12 protein-coding genes, 1 tRNA gene and 1 other RNA gene are annotated in these 14,647 nt (G+C 46.2%); 4 read left to right on the top strand and 10 right to left on the bottom strand.

Annotation, left to right across the window (positions count from 1 at the left end; genetic code table 11):
- Window positions 1–123: 123 nt before the first annotated feature.
- An RNA gene (ffs, locus tag AB4405_RS17855) (signal recognition particle sRNA small type) lies at window positions 124–220 on the bottom strand.
- A 190-nt stretch (window positions 221–410) separates the two neighbouring features.
- Window positions 411–1,151 carry a hypothetical protein gene (locus AB4405_RS17850; RefSeq protein ID WP_372062139.1) on the bottom strand — a complete coding sequence of 247 codons (741 nt, stop codon included), beginning with the start codon at window positions 1,149–1,151 and terminating at the stop codon, window positions 411–413.
- Window positions 1,152–1,202: 51 nt separating this feature from the next.
- Here AB4405_RS17850 and AB4405_RS17845 point away from each other — a divergent pair, with 51 nt between their 5' ends.
- On the top strand, window positions 1,203–1,505 hold the full coding sequence (locus AB4405_RS17845; RefSeq protein WP_372062138.1) for an MGMT family protein: 303 nt from the start codon (window positions 1,203–1,205) through the stop codon (window positions 1,503–1,505).
- Between the two features lie 101 nt (window positions 1,506–1,606).
- On the opposite strand, the gene AB4405_RS17840 is transcribed toward AB4405_RS17845, so the two are convergent.
- Window positions 1,607–2,062 (bottom strand): YbaY family lipoprotein, encoded by a 456-nt coding sequence (locus AB4405_RS17840; protein WP_372062136.1) that lies wholly within the window; start codon window positions 2,060–2,062, stop codon window positions 1,607–1,609.
- A 220-nt stretch (window positions 2,063–2,282) separates the two neighbouring features.
- On the opposite strand from AB4405_RS17840, the gene tesB reads away from it, so the two are divergent.
- On the top strand, window positions 2,283–3,143 hold the full coding sequence (gene tesB, locus AB4405_RS17835; RefSeq protein WP_372062135.1) for an acyl-CoA thioesterase II: 861 nt from the start codon (window positions 2,283–2,285) through the stop codon (window positions 3,141–3,143).
- 119 nt (window positions 3,144–3,262) lie between these two features.
- Here tesB and AB4405_RS17830 read toward each other — a convergent pair whose 3' ends face one another.
- The 3 genes from AB4405_RS17830 to AB4405_RS17820 form a co-directional block, all read right to left on the bottom strand.
- Window positions 3,263–4,702: a coniferyl aldehyde dehydrogenase gene (locus AB4405_RS17830; protein ID WP_372062133.1), complete on the bottom strand. Its 1,440-nt coding sequence runs from the start codon at window positions 4,700–4,702 to the stop codon at window positions 3,263–3,265.
- Entirely contained in the window at window positions 4,702–5,895 is a 1,194-nt protein-coding gene (locus AB4405_RS17825) for an iron-containing alcohol dehydrogenase (RefSeq protein WP_102471902.1), read from the bottom strand. The genes AB4405_RS17830 and AB4405_RS17825 overlap by 1 nt, the downstream gene beginning before the upstream one ends.
- 241 nt (window positions 5,896–6,136) lie before the next feature.
- The gene (locus tag AB4405_RS17820) at window positions 6,137–6,598 is read right to left on the bottom strand and encodes an Lrp/AsnC family transcriptional regulator (protein ID WP_372062132.1); all 462 of its coding nucleotides are present in this window, start codon (window positions 6,596–6,598) and stop codon (window positions 6,137–6,139) included.
- Between the two features lie 123 nt (window positions 6,599–6,721).
- Here AB4405_RS17820 and AB4405_RS17815 point away from each other — a divergent pair, with 123 nt between their 5' ends.
- Complete coding sequence (locus AB4405_RS17815; RefSeq protein WP_372062130.1) at window positions 6,722–7,792, top strand: PLP-dependent cysteine synthase family protein; 1,071 nt, start codon at window positions 6,722–6,724, stop codon at window positions 7,790–7,792.
- A gap of 182 nt (window positions 7,793–7,974) precedes the next feature.
- Here the strand turns inward: AB4405_RS17815 and AB4405_RS17810 are convergent, their stop codons facing one another.
- From AB4405_RS17810 to AB4405_RS17795, 4 genes are all read right to left on the bottom strand, one after another.
- The gene (locus AB4405_RS17810; RefSeq protein WP_372062233.1) at window positions 7,975–8,751 is read right to left on the bottom strand and encodes a methyl-accepting chemotaxis protein; all 777 of its coding nucleotides are present in this window, start codon (window positions 8,749–8,751) and stop codon (window positions 7,975–7,977) included.
- 609 nt (window positions 8,752–9,360) lie between these two features.
- A complete protein-coding gene (locus AB4405_RS17805; protein ID WP_102471906.1) occupies window positions 9,361–9,675 on the bottom strand; it encodes a DUF1244 domain-containing protein in 315 nt (104 codons plus the stop codon).
- A gap of 118 nt (window positions 9,676–9,793) precedes the next feature.
- The gene (vexH, locus tag AB4405_RS17800) at window positions 9,794–12,907 is read right to left on the bottom strand and encodes a vibriobactin export RND transporter permease subunit VexH (protein ID WP_372062129.1); all 3,114 of its coding nucleotides are present in this window, start codon (window positions 12,905–12,907) and stop codon (window positions 9,794–9,796) included.
- Window positions 12,907–13,998, bottom strand: coding sequence for an efflux RND transporter periplasmic adaptor subunit (locus AB4405_RS17795; protein WP_372062128.1), 1,092 nt, complete (start codon window positions 13,996–13,998; stop codon window positions 12,907–12,909). Before AB4405_RS17795 ends, vexH begins: the two co-directional genes overlap by 1 nt.
- Window positions 13,999–14,470: 472 nt before the next feature.
- Here AB4405_RS17795 and AB4405_RS17790 point away from each other — a divergent pair.
- A tRNA-Tyr gene (locus tag AB4405_RS17790) sits at window positions 14,471–14,555 on the top strand.
- Window positions 14,556–14,647: the final 92 nt, after the last annotated feature.

The raw sequence follows: 14,647 nt of genomic DNA, 5'->3' as shown, positions 1-14,647 counted from the left end.
AATTGCTATTGATCTAATGGGATAAAGAGTAAAGGTAGAGGGTGAAACTGAGTACTTTAAGGAGATTTAGTATAGAAAGGAGTGCTATAGATATAAGTTATTTTGCAAACATCAGAAGGGTGGAAGCCCCAGCCACATCCCGGCACACAAGTCATCCGCTGCGGCTGCTTCCTTCCGGATCTGACCGAGTTCACGAACTATTGTTGCGGGAGGACCAGGGCCTCCATAGATTCTGTTGATTTTGCGCTAACGCCAAATCGTGGAAAGGATTATCAGGTATAGGCGCATTGAATGCAATAGCTGAACGGCATTTTTAGCAGAACTGCGGTTTAAGTGACTATAGATTAAACAAAAAGGCGTTAAAGCTAACTTTAACGCCTGTGTACATCAACCAAGGTTACTCTTTTTACTTAAGGCTCTTGGTTCTCATGATCACTTCGTAAGATATAGTCAGTCATCCACGCGGTGCCTAGTAAGCAAAGCCAGACAACAAACACCGGCTTAGGCACATCGACACCCGGTACAACCACTAGGGCGGCGAAACCCACACTCGGCAAGGTCCAACATAATAATTTGTTCCAGCGGAAGGTTTTAAGTTTCCCTAGGCTTTCCATTGAAGCAAGCATCCCTGTAAAGCACAGCGCGATAAGTGCCGCGTGTGGCAACCCTGCCGCCCAAATAGGGAGTATCAAAGCCAACGACCACCAGCTGTGTTGATTACTGCCTTTCCAATGGCTTGCCGCATACCAAGCGACAAAGACAGCGAAGCTTTGAACAAGGGTCACCATTGGGGTTCCCCCTAACTTCCCAGCCAATTGCGTCATCATTAGCCCAACGTTTAATGTAATAACGATAAGCCCAACCAAGCAAACAATCCAAATATTACTTCGTCTGGACGACGCCACCATAAACACTGGCAACAATATCCACACGGCGATAGACATCGCGATGGTTTGCATGGGTAGCGTTAATCCGTACACGACCATAGAGGCCAATAACGCTAAACCGGCCACTCCTCCTTGTGGAAGTATCCAAAGCGCGGGGATCATCAGTGCTAACACTGGAATATCCCCTTCCGTTACACTGATTGCTCTGGCGCAAACCATTGCAAGAAGACTTGTGATTATGAACTGAAACACTGAAAATACCATCGCTCCTCCCTATACCGATCCATGGCACAATGAACTAGGACAATATTCAGTATGGAACAGTTTCGGACACAAATCTTTGCTGTGATTCACCAAATTCCACTCGGAAGTGTGACAACGTACGGGCAGATTGCAAAAATGGCTGGCTATCCGGGCTATGCAAGGCAGGTAGGTAAGGCGTTAAGCAACCTTCCTAAAGGCAGCGCCCTACCTTGGCACCGAGTGATTAATGGTAAAGGTGAGATTTCATTGAGTGGCGATCGTTTTAGTGTTCAACGCGCTATTTTGATGGAAGAAGGCGTGGTGTTCACCGCCACTGGTAAAATAAGTTTGAAGAAATTTGGCTGGCAGCCTTAAAGGAATTGAACTACGCCTATTACGGCTAAAGTTTTCGATGTAGCGGTCTAATGATCCCGATAACTAAAGAGCCCTAACATAAGGGCCCTTTATGCCAAGAGCTATTTACCTTGTACTCCAATAAGTAATAGGTTCACTTCTTGTGTTTTATTTTGATCGGTAATAACCGGGTAAGCGGTGTCGTTGATAAAGCGCAGCTTCCCATCAACTTCAATACGAGCACTGACACTGTATCGATGTCTGCTATCAATATCGGCGGCGTTGTAACTCAGTTCAAAATCAAATGGAACCTGTGCACCATCCGTCTCAAATGTCTGTTCCGCTATCATAGTGGCAGGTGCGTCGGCCAGTGATACGTCTTGAAGTTTAACCGTTACAACAGCGTTCGGCGGTAAGGCAATTCGCTCACGGTAAGCCACCGACCCTTTTACTGACATCATGCTCTTTTCCATAGCCGCCTGCGACGGTGCTGTTGTTTCAGATGTTGGGGCGGTTTGACACCCAACTAACGCTAATCCAAGTGCCGTTGTCATTAAACCTGTTAGTATCTTTTTCATAACGCCTCTCTATTAACTCGCCACATGTTACTGGTCGATGCCAGCCTCTATAAAATTAAAGATATCAGAAATTTACCCTTACGTTGAACAAAAACAATCAACGTAAGCCGGTTTACTACCATTCCTACAAGGTGTCCCTAGAATCAAGTTAGCGCATAGCTTGACGAACAAACAGACAAAATCCACACTGACAGTATCAACATTGAGTATAAGTGAATTTATGAGTAAACCATTACGCGAATTACTGGAACTGCTTCAATTAGAAACACTGGACAAAGGCTTGTTTCGAGGCCAAAGCCAACACCTCGGACTACCACAAGTGTATGGCGGACAAGTAATCGGCCAAGCATTGTCAGCCGCCCGTTACACCGTGCCAGATGATCGCACCGTTCACTCTTTTCATAGCTATTTTCTCTACCCTGGTAATGCAGATAAGCCCATTATTTATGATGTCGAAAACCTGCGTGATGGGAGAAGCTTCAGTACACGACGAGTCAAAGCCATTCAAAATGGTCGCCCCATTTTTTACCTCACGGCCAGCTATCACGGTCATGCTCCTGGCTTTGAGCATCAAACTGAGATGCCTTCTGTCGAGGGGCCAGAGAACTACGCTTCTGAGTCTGAGTTAGCGGCGCGTATTGCGGATTTTCTGCCACCAAAAATTCGTGAAGTCTTTTGCAGTGAAGAAGCGATTGAGGTGCGACCGGTTACGGTGATCAACCCTCTTAAGCCTGAGAAAGCCGAGCCTACCCAAAAGCTTTGGATACGAGCCAATGGTGAAGTCCCAGAAAGCCCTTTAATACACCAATACTTATTAGGGTACGCTTCTGACTGGCGCTTCTTAACCACAGCGTTGCATCCACATGCGGTTTCCATGATGACACCTAAATTTCAACTGGCCACCATTGACCATTCAATGTGGTTCCATCGTCCGGTGAAGATTGATGAGTGGTTGTTGTATTGCATTGATAGCCCCACCGCGAGCAACTCACGCGGTTTAGTCCGCGGCGAAATATTCAACCAGCAAGGTGACTTAGTTGCCTCAACGGTACAGGAAGGCGTGATGCGATTTGGCGAGTAATACGACTAATATTGAGCGTTACCCTTCCGCTCATATATAACGAAAGCTAAAAAGCCAGTAGACGTTCTACTGGCTTTTTTTTCGCTGCTATTCGGCTTACTCCTACTTAATTAAGGGAATTAGTTCGGGTATTTACCCCACTTTCTGTTAATCAAAAAATTAATCATGCGGCGGCTAAAGCCTGAATAAGGTGCGCTAAGAAACCCGGTTGCGGCGATATTGCCTTGTACCATGACGGGGCGCATTTTAGACAAACTGTTGAAGCCCTCACGACCATGATAATGCCCCATTCCACTAGGCCCCACCCCTCCGAATGGCAAATCGTGTTGGCCAACATGCAGCATCACATCGTTGATGGTGACCCCACCCGACAAGGTGTTTTCCAGCGTGGTTTTTTGTAGCGCTTTGTCGTTTGAAAACAAATACAGCGCTAATGGACGATCGCGCTCACTAATAAAGTGGTACACATCATCCATCGTTTTATACGTCAATATAGGTAAAATAGGCCCGAAGATTTCTCGCGTCATCACGGGTTCATTTGTCGCTGGAGAGACCACGAGATGAATCGGAAAACGTCGAGTTTCAGCATCCGGCTCACTGTCTGGAATCAGGTTGATAACTTCGCCTGCGCCCTCTTTTGCAGACTGCAGCGTGTCTGATAGTCGCTGGAAAGAAACCGCATCAATCACCGCCGTATAATCTCGATGCTCAATACTTTTAAAGCGTTTTTTTACAATCGATTTTGCCGATTTCACGACAGCATCTAGCTTCTCTTCAGGTACAAATAAGTAGTCAGGTGCCACACATGTCTGACCCGAGTTATACATCTTGCCGGTCAGGATACGCTTCATCGCCTTTTTGACATCATAATCAGACGCAATAATGGTCGGTGACTTCCCCCCTAGCTCTAAGGTTACGGGCGTCAAATTTTCTGCTGCTGACGCCATGACCTTGCGCCCTGTCGCCCCCGAGCCAGTAAAGATAAGGTGATCAAACGCCAGCTTGGAAAATGCCGGCCCCGTATCTCCACTCTCAGCAATGAAACAGATTTCGTCTTCAGTAAAGGAAGACGAGAACGCTTGAGCAAGCGCGCGACAAAGGTGCTGAGAGTTTTCCGACATTTTCACCATCACCCGGTTGCCTGCTGCGAGCGCTGCGGTCATCGGTCCAATGGATAAAAATAATGGGTAGTTCCACGGGACAATCACCCCGACCACACCGATAGGCTGAGGCATAATGCGGTTTTTAGCGGGTTTAAACCAAATTGCGGTATGACGGGTTTTGGGTTTCATCCATTTTTTGAGATTTTTCCTTGCGTCAACCACGCCATCAATAGAAAAGAAAAACTCGAGCAATGCCGTCTCTGTTGAAGACCGATGGCCAAAATCTTTTGCAATCGCTTCACAAAATAAAGCCTGATTATCACGAATAATACGCTCTAGTTTAGACAGGTTATTAAGCCTCAATTCACGACTAATAAAAGGAGACTCTTTAAATGCCTGTTGTTGCTCGTGAAATCGTTCACGCATCTGTGTTTCATTGAGCTCTACTTGACTCATTATTCGACTCCTTCATCGACAAGTTTTTCTAATATTTGTTGGCACTCCGACAACGACATAACCTCTGGAACAGGGTACTCACCAAAGGCTTCTTTTATTGCTTGTTCGGCAATGCGCGGAATATCTTGTACCGTTAACTCTTTTACCGTTTTAGGAATACCAACGGTATCCAGCAGAGTTGTGATCGCGGTATTCAGTTGCTGGGATACACTCAGTTCGACTGTGTCTTTATAGCCCAGTTCTATCGCAAGCTGTGTCAGTCGAGCGTTATCTCTGTGTTGAATAAATTGAAGCACATGCGGTAAGACAATCGCGTTCGCTCGCCCATGGGGGACATGATAAAAAGCCCCTAATTGATGAGCGATCGCGTGAACATAACCAATATATGTACGTGTAAATGCTAAGCCTGCTTCAAAGCTTGCCAGAGCCATTTGCTCACGTGCAGGCACGTTACCGCCATGATGATAAGCATCCGGCAAGTGGTTAACGATTTTATTAATCGCACCGACTGACCACGCTCGGGTTTGACTATTTGCATACCCAGAGAGGTAAGACTCTATTGCGTGAGTCAATGCATCAATACCCGTTTCCGCAGTCACTTGAGCAGGTAGCCCAATCATTAGGCTTGGGTCAAGAATCGCGACTTTAGGCACTAGTGACGGATCGGTTATCGAGCGTTTTTTACGTGCTTTCACATCGCTCACTACCGCCGCAACTGTGCACTCTGAACCCGTTCCTGCGGTTGTGGGAATGGCGATAATGGGCATTAAGCGCCGATGCACTTTTAACAGCCCAGGTAGCCTAGCAACATCTCTATTGGTCTTCACACTGGCTGCGATTGCCTTGGCACAGTCAATGGCTGAGCCACCCCCGAAAGCAATGACGCCATCATTAACGTGTTGCTGATAATGGACGACACCACGCCTCACCATATCAAAATCGGGATCTGGTGTTATTGCATCAAAGATAGAATAAACCACTCCAGCGTCATCGAGTGAACGTAATAAGCCATCAAGTAGCCCAAGCTTCATAAGGCTACCATCAGTCACAATACAAGGCGATGTAACCAACAGATCGCGGCAAACATCAGCAATATCGTTGACCTTTCCTAGCCCAGAAATGCAAATAGGTGTGGGCACGGGCACCATTTTAATAAACGGCTTTTTAATCGAGACCAAACATTGATGAAGCATATCGACGTTCCTTGTCTTTATTGACGTAAGTCGAAACGTCATGGAGAGTGACTGTATTTATAGAGCGATTACTCGACGTAGGCAAGGTACCCAGAAAAGAGTTGAGAGCCAGATGACTAATTAAATACAAAGCCGATAAATAACGACGATACAAATGAAAACCCGTGACCGACGCTAAAGTCACTTACTCACTCACTTACTTACTCACTGATGGCTAAGCCCTCAACGGACAAGCGTTCTATTAGCGAATAGGCAGTGCTGTCGTGTACTTTAAGGGCTCCATCGCAAAGGTAGAGGTCACGTTAGAAAGCTCATCAATACTGTTTACTAATTTTTTATAGAAGTCATCGAAGCACTTCATGTCCTTTACTAAGACTTTTAACATGTAGTCGTATTCCCCCGCCATGCGGTAGAACTCCATCACCTCAGGGAATAAAGAGACCGTATCGACAAATTCCTTGTACCACTCATGAGAATGATTCGTCGTTTTAATCTGCACGAATGCCGTAAAACATAACCCTAATGACTCTGGATTTAACAGGGCCACACGCTTAGCAATAATGCCATTTTCTTCAAGCTTCTTTAGCCTTTTCCAGCAAGGCGTTGTCGTAAGGTTGACGGCTTCCGCCAATTCGCTCAACGACAATGTACTGTCTTGTTGCAGCAATCCCAGTAACGTTTTGTCGATACTATCAATTTCCATTAAACCACCCAAAAGAGAAAATAATGCTATTAAAGCTAATTATCACAGTAAATATAGCAAAGTTTTTCTCCCTAAATATAGGTAAATTACAATCATAGAGACAAACCTTTAGGAAGCCTAACTATGTGCACTGATCATCAATGGATAAACAACGCAATTCGTAAAATTGAAGCAGACTATCAACGCTCTGCTGATACCCATCTCATTAAGCTTGATCTACCAAGCATCGATGGCATCGATCTGTATCTAAAAGATGAAAGTACACACCCGACAGGTTCACTCAAGCACCGCTTAGCGCGCTCTTTGTTCTTGTATGCGATCTGTAATGGTTGGATTGGTCCAGAGACAACGGTTATTGAATCTTCATCAGGCAGTACGGCGGTGTCAGAAGCTTATTTCGCACGATTGCTCGGACTCCCCTTTATCGCTGTTATGCCAAAGAGCACCGCATGCAAAAAAATCGAACAGATTGAGTTCTATGGTGGTAAAGCGCACCTCGTTGATCGTTCTGACCAAATCTATGCGGAATCTCGCCGTCTTGCAGACGAACTCAATGGTCATTATATGGATCAATTTACGTATGCAGAACGTGCAACTGACTGGCGTGGAAATAACAACATCGCCAACTCTATTTTTAGCCAAATGGAGTTAGAAGATCATCCTATCCCGACATGGGTTGTGATGAGCCCAGGAACCGGTGGCACATCGGCTACGATAGGCCGCTTTATCCGCTACCAAAAGCACGATACTAAACTGTGTGTCGTTGACCCAGAAAACTCGGTTTTCCACGAATATTATAAAACGGGTAATAAGAATGTTACCGGCGATTGTGGCAGTAAGATTGAAGGCATTGGTCGCCCTCGCGCCGAGCCAAGCTTTATTCCGGGTGTTGTCGATGAAATGCGTACCATTCCTGATGCAGCCAGTGTTGCGACTATCCATTGGTTAGAGAAAGTCTTAGGACGCAAGGTTGGCGCGTCAACCGGTACCAACTTATTTGGTGCACTGCAACTTGCTTGTGAAATGAAAAAACGGGGCGAAACTGGCTCGATCGTCACGCTTCTTTGTGACAGTGGTGAGCGCTACCTTGACACCTATTACAATCCAGAATGGGTTCGTAATAATATTGGTGACTTGCAACCCTATCTTGAAAAGCTTGAAATATTTGAAGCGACAGGTGAGTGCAGCGCTTAATAAACGCCTCGTCGCTAAGGCACAAGCTAACAAGCTAACAAGCTAACAAGCTCAATGTTTCAAAAAGGAGTGACTGAGTCACTCCTTTTGCTATGTCGACGCTGGTCAGGTTACTTTGACTATGAATGAGCTCATGCGCACGTTAACTAAGCTTTCCATTCTATCTAGACGAAACACATCACCTAACGACGGTAAGAGTGCTTAACCTTCATTTGCGCCGCCGTAATGTAAGAGACAAGGTCTTGATAAGATTGGTCCAACTGCTCGACGACCAGTAAGTCGCTTTCATCCTCCTCGATCAAGCGTAACCCATCATGAAACGATCTCGCCTTAACGGAAAAATATTCTAGCGGTCCGCCCACTTTCGCCAATTGACGTGTCTCTTCATGATTCGCAACAACCAAGCCAAACGTCGTCTCAAGTTCACTGGTGAGTAACAAGGCCCGGTCATAATCAGCGCCAATGAGTTTGGCATGGGCGGTGGTCCACATATTGGTATACTGAGCGATCCCGCTAGAGGCGTATATATCCACGGTACTCTTATAGATAACATCCACGGTGTTCGATGAAAGCGACAGTATTGACTGAGTGTCTTGTACTATCTCCGCAGCACCTACAGAGGCATCGGCAACTTGCGTCGAGACTTTTTCGATGTTTTCACCCGCTAGGTTAGTGCTAGATTCAATCCGCTCAACAAGACCTGAAATCTCACTAGCGGCTTCATTGGCTCGCCCTGCTAATGAGCGAACCTCATCCGCGACCACCGCAAATCCACGTCCATGCTCTCCTGCTCGCGCCGCTTCGATCGCCGCGTTCAAGGCCAATAAATTGGTTTGTTCCGAGATTTGTTGAATGATACTGATGAACTGACTGATATCAGCCGTTAGCATCTGCAGTGCATTCACAGTGCCCTTACTCTCTGCCGACGACTCAGATACAAGCTCAAGGGAGCGGAACATCGCTTCAAGCTGATGCTGCGTAGACTCAAAGATGCCCAACTTATTTTGCAACTGATCGCTTTGTTCAATCAAATCGTTGTTGGCACATTCAATGCTCTGTGCAGCATTAACAAGATGTGGGACAACCATACCTAAGAAGCGACGAGAGCGTGTTTTTTGATCTGTTAACGTAATGTGGAGATCCTTGACCTCCGCTTGTTTAATCTCAAGCTGTTGGGTCAGCGCTTCAATACGCAACATTAATACTTCTTTTTCTGCTTTCTCAGCCAGCATTTTTTGATGCGTTGCTGCTAATTTTTTCTTGGATACAAACATACAACCCTTTACCCATCACTGCTTATTCTTATATTCGCTACGCTAACACTCGATGCGAAATTATAAATAACGTGGCGAATAAGTTGTGATTACCACCAATCCGGGTACCCCGATTAGGGTATAGCCAAGCTCAGTGTTACAAGGGCGTTAGGACAAATAGTGAAGGACAGACATTGGGAGAGTATTACTAACAAGGAAGTAGTGTTATTAAAAAGGAGCGCATTACGAAACACCTGCCGCCACTTTCTTGATATGACTTGCGCATAAATAAAGCGCGGCTAGGTGTGATAACGGCTATTTTTGTTTGGCTTCGAATGCCGCTAGCTGCTCTGGCGTTGCCTTAGGTTGATGGTTTTGTTTCCACTCGTCATACGTCATGCCATAAACGCGCTCACGAGCATCATCAATATCCAGATCCAGCTCAGATTTTTCTGCTTCCGCCTTATACCATTTGCTAAAACAGTTTCGACAAAATCCTGCTTGGATCATCAAGTCGATGTTTTGAACATCCTTATTGGCATCTAGGTGGGCGAGCAAGCGACGAAATACCGCCGCGTCGAGCTTATCTTGTTGCTCTTGAGAGAGCGCTTTATATTTAAAATCAGCCACTTTACTTTCCTTTTGATGGTGAGTTTTATTACTCAAGAGTACCCAACAAAGCAAAAAATGCCCAGCATTTGCTGGGCATTTTTAATCGTAATAAACACGTTATTCGCTTGGAGAAAACCTAACCGTGGCTGCTGCGCGCTTTCACGTCTTTATCGAGTGCCTTATTCAGTTCAGCCTCAACATGACCTGGGGATTGTGTTTTCACCGAGATCAAGCGGTACATCGCAGGAATGACAAACAAGGTCACCACGGTCGCAAACGCCATGCCAAAGAAGATCACCGTACCAACAGCAACACGACTTTCATAGCCCGCGCCCGTCGACACAATCAGTGGGATTGCGCCAGCCAACGTGGTAAACGCTGTCATCATAATAGGACGTAAACGCCTCGCTGATGCGTCAATGATCGCCTGCTCAAAAGCAATGCCTTTATCTCTAAGTTGATTCGCAAACTCGACAATCAAAATACCGTTTTTAGTCACCATACCGATGAGCATAATCATACCAATCTGGCTGTAGATATTGAGCCCTTGTTGCATAATGACTAAGCCAAGGAAACCACCAAACACCCCCATCGGCACAGTAAACATCACCACGAGCGGGTTAATAAAGCTCTCAAACTGCGCAGCAAGGACCAAGTAAGCAACCAGCAATGCCAACGCAAACACAACAAAAATGCTCGACTGGTTTTCTTTAAAGTCTTTTGACTCTCCTGCATAGCTGATGGAGATATCGCCTGGAAGCATTTCTATCGCTTGTTGGTCCATAAAGTCCAACGCTTCTCCTAGGGTATAACCGTCGTTCAAGTTCGCCTTAATCGTGATCGCTTTCTGTTTATTGTAGTGAGACAGTCGAGTCGACGATGCCACTTCATCAATATCGGTCACGGCGTCCAAGGTCACTAACTCACCAGATTGAGTCCGCATATAAATTTGGCTGAGATCGGCGGCGTTGTTAAAGCTGTTTTCATCTCCGCGTAGATAAACATCATACTCTTCACCACGCTCAACATAGGTAGTCTCACTTTTACCACCAAGCATGATCTCAAGGGTATCAGAGATATCCGCAACGCTAATCCCTAGCTCCGCGGCTCGCTCACGATCAATCGTCACAACCAACTCAGGCGTTTTCTCAGAGTAATCTGTACTTGCTCCTTCCATCATCGGAGAGGCATCAGCACGCTGCTCTAATAGGTCCGCCCATTTTTGCAGCTCTGCATAATCGGAACCACCAATCACGAACTGAACCGGCTCACTAGACCCACCTCTAAATCCAGGCATGAACGGATAGACACGTACATCGGCAATCCCTGTCAGCGCTTTACGCACCTGTCCGAGTGCTTCTGTCGCGGTCACATCTCGGTCATTCCAATCCTCAAGGATCATGATAACGAAACCAGTTTGGTCGCCCGCATTACCACCAAACGCTGGTGACTGAATGCTGAATGACTTAAGGAACCCTTGCCCGAGTAAAGGCATGAGTCGCTCTTCTACATCATCCATGTTGGCCGCCATGCGGTTGTAGCTGGTGGCATCTGCACCACGAACAAACGCAAAGATTACCCCTCGGTCTTCTTGCGGCGTAAGCTCAGCTGGAACCTGCTGCATCAATTGAAAGCTTCCCCCAACGCAGGCCAAAATGACGACAGGTGCCATCCATCGAAAGCGCAGCGCTTGCCCTAGCGCGCGTTTATAACCACGCTCTAGTTTTCTAAAACCTTTATCAACCAATTGGGTAAATCGATTCGGTTTCACGTTCGCTTTTAAGATCGTGCTACCAAGTACTGGCGTAAGCGTTAAGGCGATTAATGATGAAAAAATCACCGACATGGCCAGCAATACGGAAAATTCTGTAAACAACAGTCCGATCATGCCATCCATAAATGAGATGGGTAGGAAAACCATCACCAACACGAGTGTGGTTGCCACGACGGCAAAGCCAACTTCACGGGTCCCTTTGTAAGCCGCCAATAACGGCGGTTCACCTTTTTCGATGTGATGGAAGATATTTTCGACCACGACGATAGCATCATCCACAACCAGCCCTATCGATAGAATCAATGCCATCAGGGTAATTAGGTTGATTGAAAAACCGAAAAAGTACGCAGCAATAAACGATGCAATCAAGGATACCGGCACGGTAACGGCAGGAATTAATGTTGCTCTCGCTTGCCCTATAAAGATATACAGGACCAATATGACCAAACATCCTGTAATGAACAAGGTGTTGTAGACCTCGGAAATCGAGCGGTCGATAAATACTGTTGAGTCATAGTCAATGGCCAAGCGCGTGCCTTCAGGCAAGAACTGCTGCATGCGTTCGACTTCTTTATGGACTAAGTCGGCCATTTCCAAAGGGTTCGCATCGGATTGCGGCACAATGCCCATACTGACATTGACAACACCGTCACTCTTAAATGTCGAGTTCTCGTTTTCCGCACCAATGTAAACATCAGCGACATCTTTAAGGTAAATCGGCGTATTATCGCTCGCGCGCTTCACCACTAAGTATTCAAAATCCACCGGCGTGTTATACGCTCGGGCAGTTCGTACCGACATCACCGTCGCATCGTTACGGACTTCTCCCCCTGGGCGTTCTATATTCTCAGAACTCAGCGCGGAGGTAATGTCGTCGGTTGTCACGCCGCGTCCCGCCATGTAAGCCGGCTTTAGCTTGATGTACATCACTTGGTACAACCCACCAGAAATATCAACCGAACTGACACCTGAAATTAGGCTAAAGCGGTCTAATAAGACGCGGTTGGTATAATCCGTAAGCTGAGTTCGGTCCATGACCGATGAGCTAAGGTTGATGTAAACGGAGGCCTCTCCACTGCCGTTGTTTTTGAAGACAAGTGGATCGTCGGCTTCATCCGGCAACGAACGTTGCGCTCGAGCAACAGCATCACGAATATCGCTCACCCCAGAATTCAAGTCATAACCGAGTTCAAACGTTACGGTGATTCGTGACATCCCATTTCGAGTGACCGACTCAATTTCATCAATACCACTGATGCCGGAAAGCTGATCTTCAATTGTCGAGGTGATCTGGCTTTCAATGATGGTCGCTGATGCGCCTTCATAACGCGTTGAAATCGACACCACTGGGTTTTCAATGTCTGGCATTTCACGCACCGCCAGCTTATTGAATGACACCAGACCAAATACACATAGAAGCAGGCTAAATACGACCGCAGCGACAGGGCGTTTTACTGAAATATCCGATAAAAGCATTAGCTCGCTTCCTTCTCGCTAACTATTTCGGTCATGGTTTCTGTACGTTGAGCCGTAGGCTCAGCTTTCACTTCTTGAACTGAGGATCCATCACGCATGTTGACGATACCCTGCACAACGATTCGTTGACCAATCTCGACACCTTGTTCAATCACGACTTGGTTGCCAACGCGCGCGCCCAAAAAGACCTCAGTGCGGTGTGCTTTGTTATTCTCGTCGATGACATAGACAAAGCGTTTCGTGCCCGAATACTCAAGAGCCTGAACGGGGATAATCGGTGCTTCAATTGGAGGAAATGCCATATTAGCTTGCGCAAGCATGCCTGGCTTTAAGCGGTTTTCTTGGTTTTGGAAGTGAATACGCACACGCAAGTTCAGTGTTTCTTGGTTAACGCGTGTATCAACGGCAACCACCTCACCTTCAAACAGTCGATTTCCCCACGCCGATGTCTTTGCCGTGACGGCCATGCCTTTTTCCAACATCGACAAGTAATGCTCTGGTACCTGCAGGTCAAGCTGCATCACTGATAGGTCATCTAACGTTAATAACTCAGTCCCCACGTTAACGAGCTTACCGCGACTAAAATCAATCAGGCCGACAGTACCAGAAAATGGTGCCTCGATATGCAAATCGTTCAGAGATGCATTGGCAGCATCTAAACGAGCATTGGCAATATCAACACTGGTCTTTTGTGCATCGATTTCTGTTTTTGTAATCGCATTACTTGAAGCAAGGCGTTGAAACTCCGTTAGTATTCGCTTTTCATCACGCAGATAAGCCTTCGCCTCGGCAACCGATGCTCGCGCTTTATCATCATTAAGCAGTATTAACACTTGCCCTTGAGGCACCTTTTCATTAGCCGTGACATGTATCTCGTCCACGATGCCTGAAACCTCAGAAGCAATAACCACCGATTGGTCGGCTTCTAATTTACCGACTAATGACAGAGACTGAGAGACTTGGTGAATCGCAACCGTCTCCGTGACGACGGAAATAGCTTGAGCCCCAGGGCCGCGTTTTGCGTAGCTTGCAGAAGATGCACTAAGAATAGACAGTGCCAGCAAACCGATTATTGTTTTATTTTTTTTCATCGTATTTGTCTTTCAATATAGAAACTATGGATATTCTAGCCGCTTATCAGCAATATAACGTCAAGAAGTGTAAATCTTACTGCCACTATTTATTTACATTTATTCAATCATCAAACCTGCCCGAAGACTTTTCATACAATACGCGACCGCGCTCTTATCTCCCACAGGAAAAACATTTCCTGATACACATATCATGAACTTAGTTCGTTTAAAAAACACTCACAACACAGGATTAGTCCTTTTTAAACAGCAAAGTTAACGGTTGTGTAAGCGTAAAACGGCATTCGCGCAAGCAAGCTATTGGTCAATAATTAGGGGATAAAACTGTCTTTTTAGGCACCTCTGTCCAAAAAGGCATCATTCAGTTCAAAATGCTAAGAAAAAACTTTACAGCTTTATGAAGTTTGCTATGATTCGCTCCGCACTTGAGTCGCTGCGTTGGGAAAACCGCGAAACAAGTATAAAACACCCTGGAGGGGTTCCCGAGTGGCCAAAGGGATCAGACTGTAAATCTGACGGCTCTGCCTTCGATGGTTCGAATCCATCTCCCTCCACCATATTAGTTTGGTTGGTTGCAGTCAATGACAATCAAATGAACGCACTTGAGTTGCTGCGTTGGGAAAACCGCGAAACAAGTATAAAACACCCT

Source organism: Vibrio sp. 10N.261.51.F12, from assembly GCF_041471725.1.
Taxonomy (GTDB): Bacteria; Pseudomonadota; Gammaproteobacteria; order Enterobacterales; family Vibrionaceae; genus Vibrio.
The sequence above is the reverse complement of the archived record's forward strand: the minus strand, read 5'-3'. Positions and strand labels throughout refer to the sequence as shown.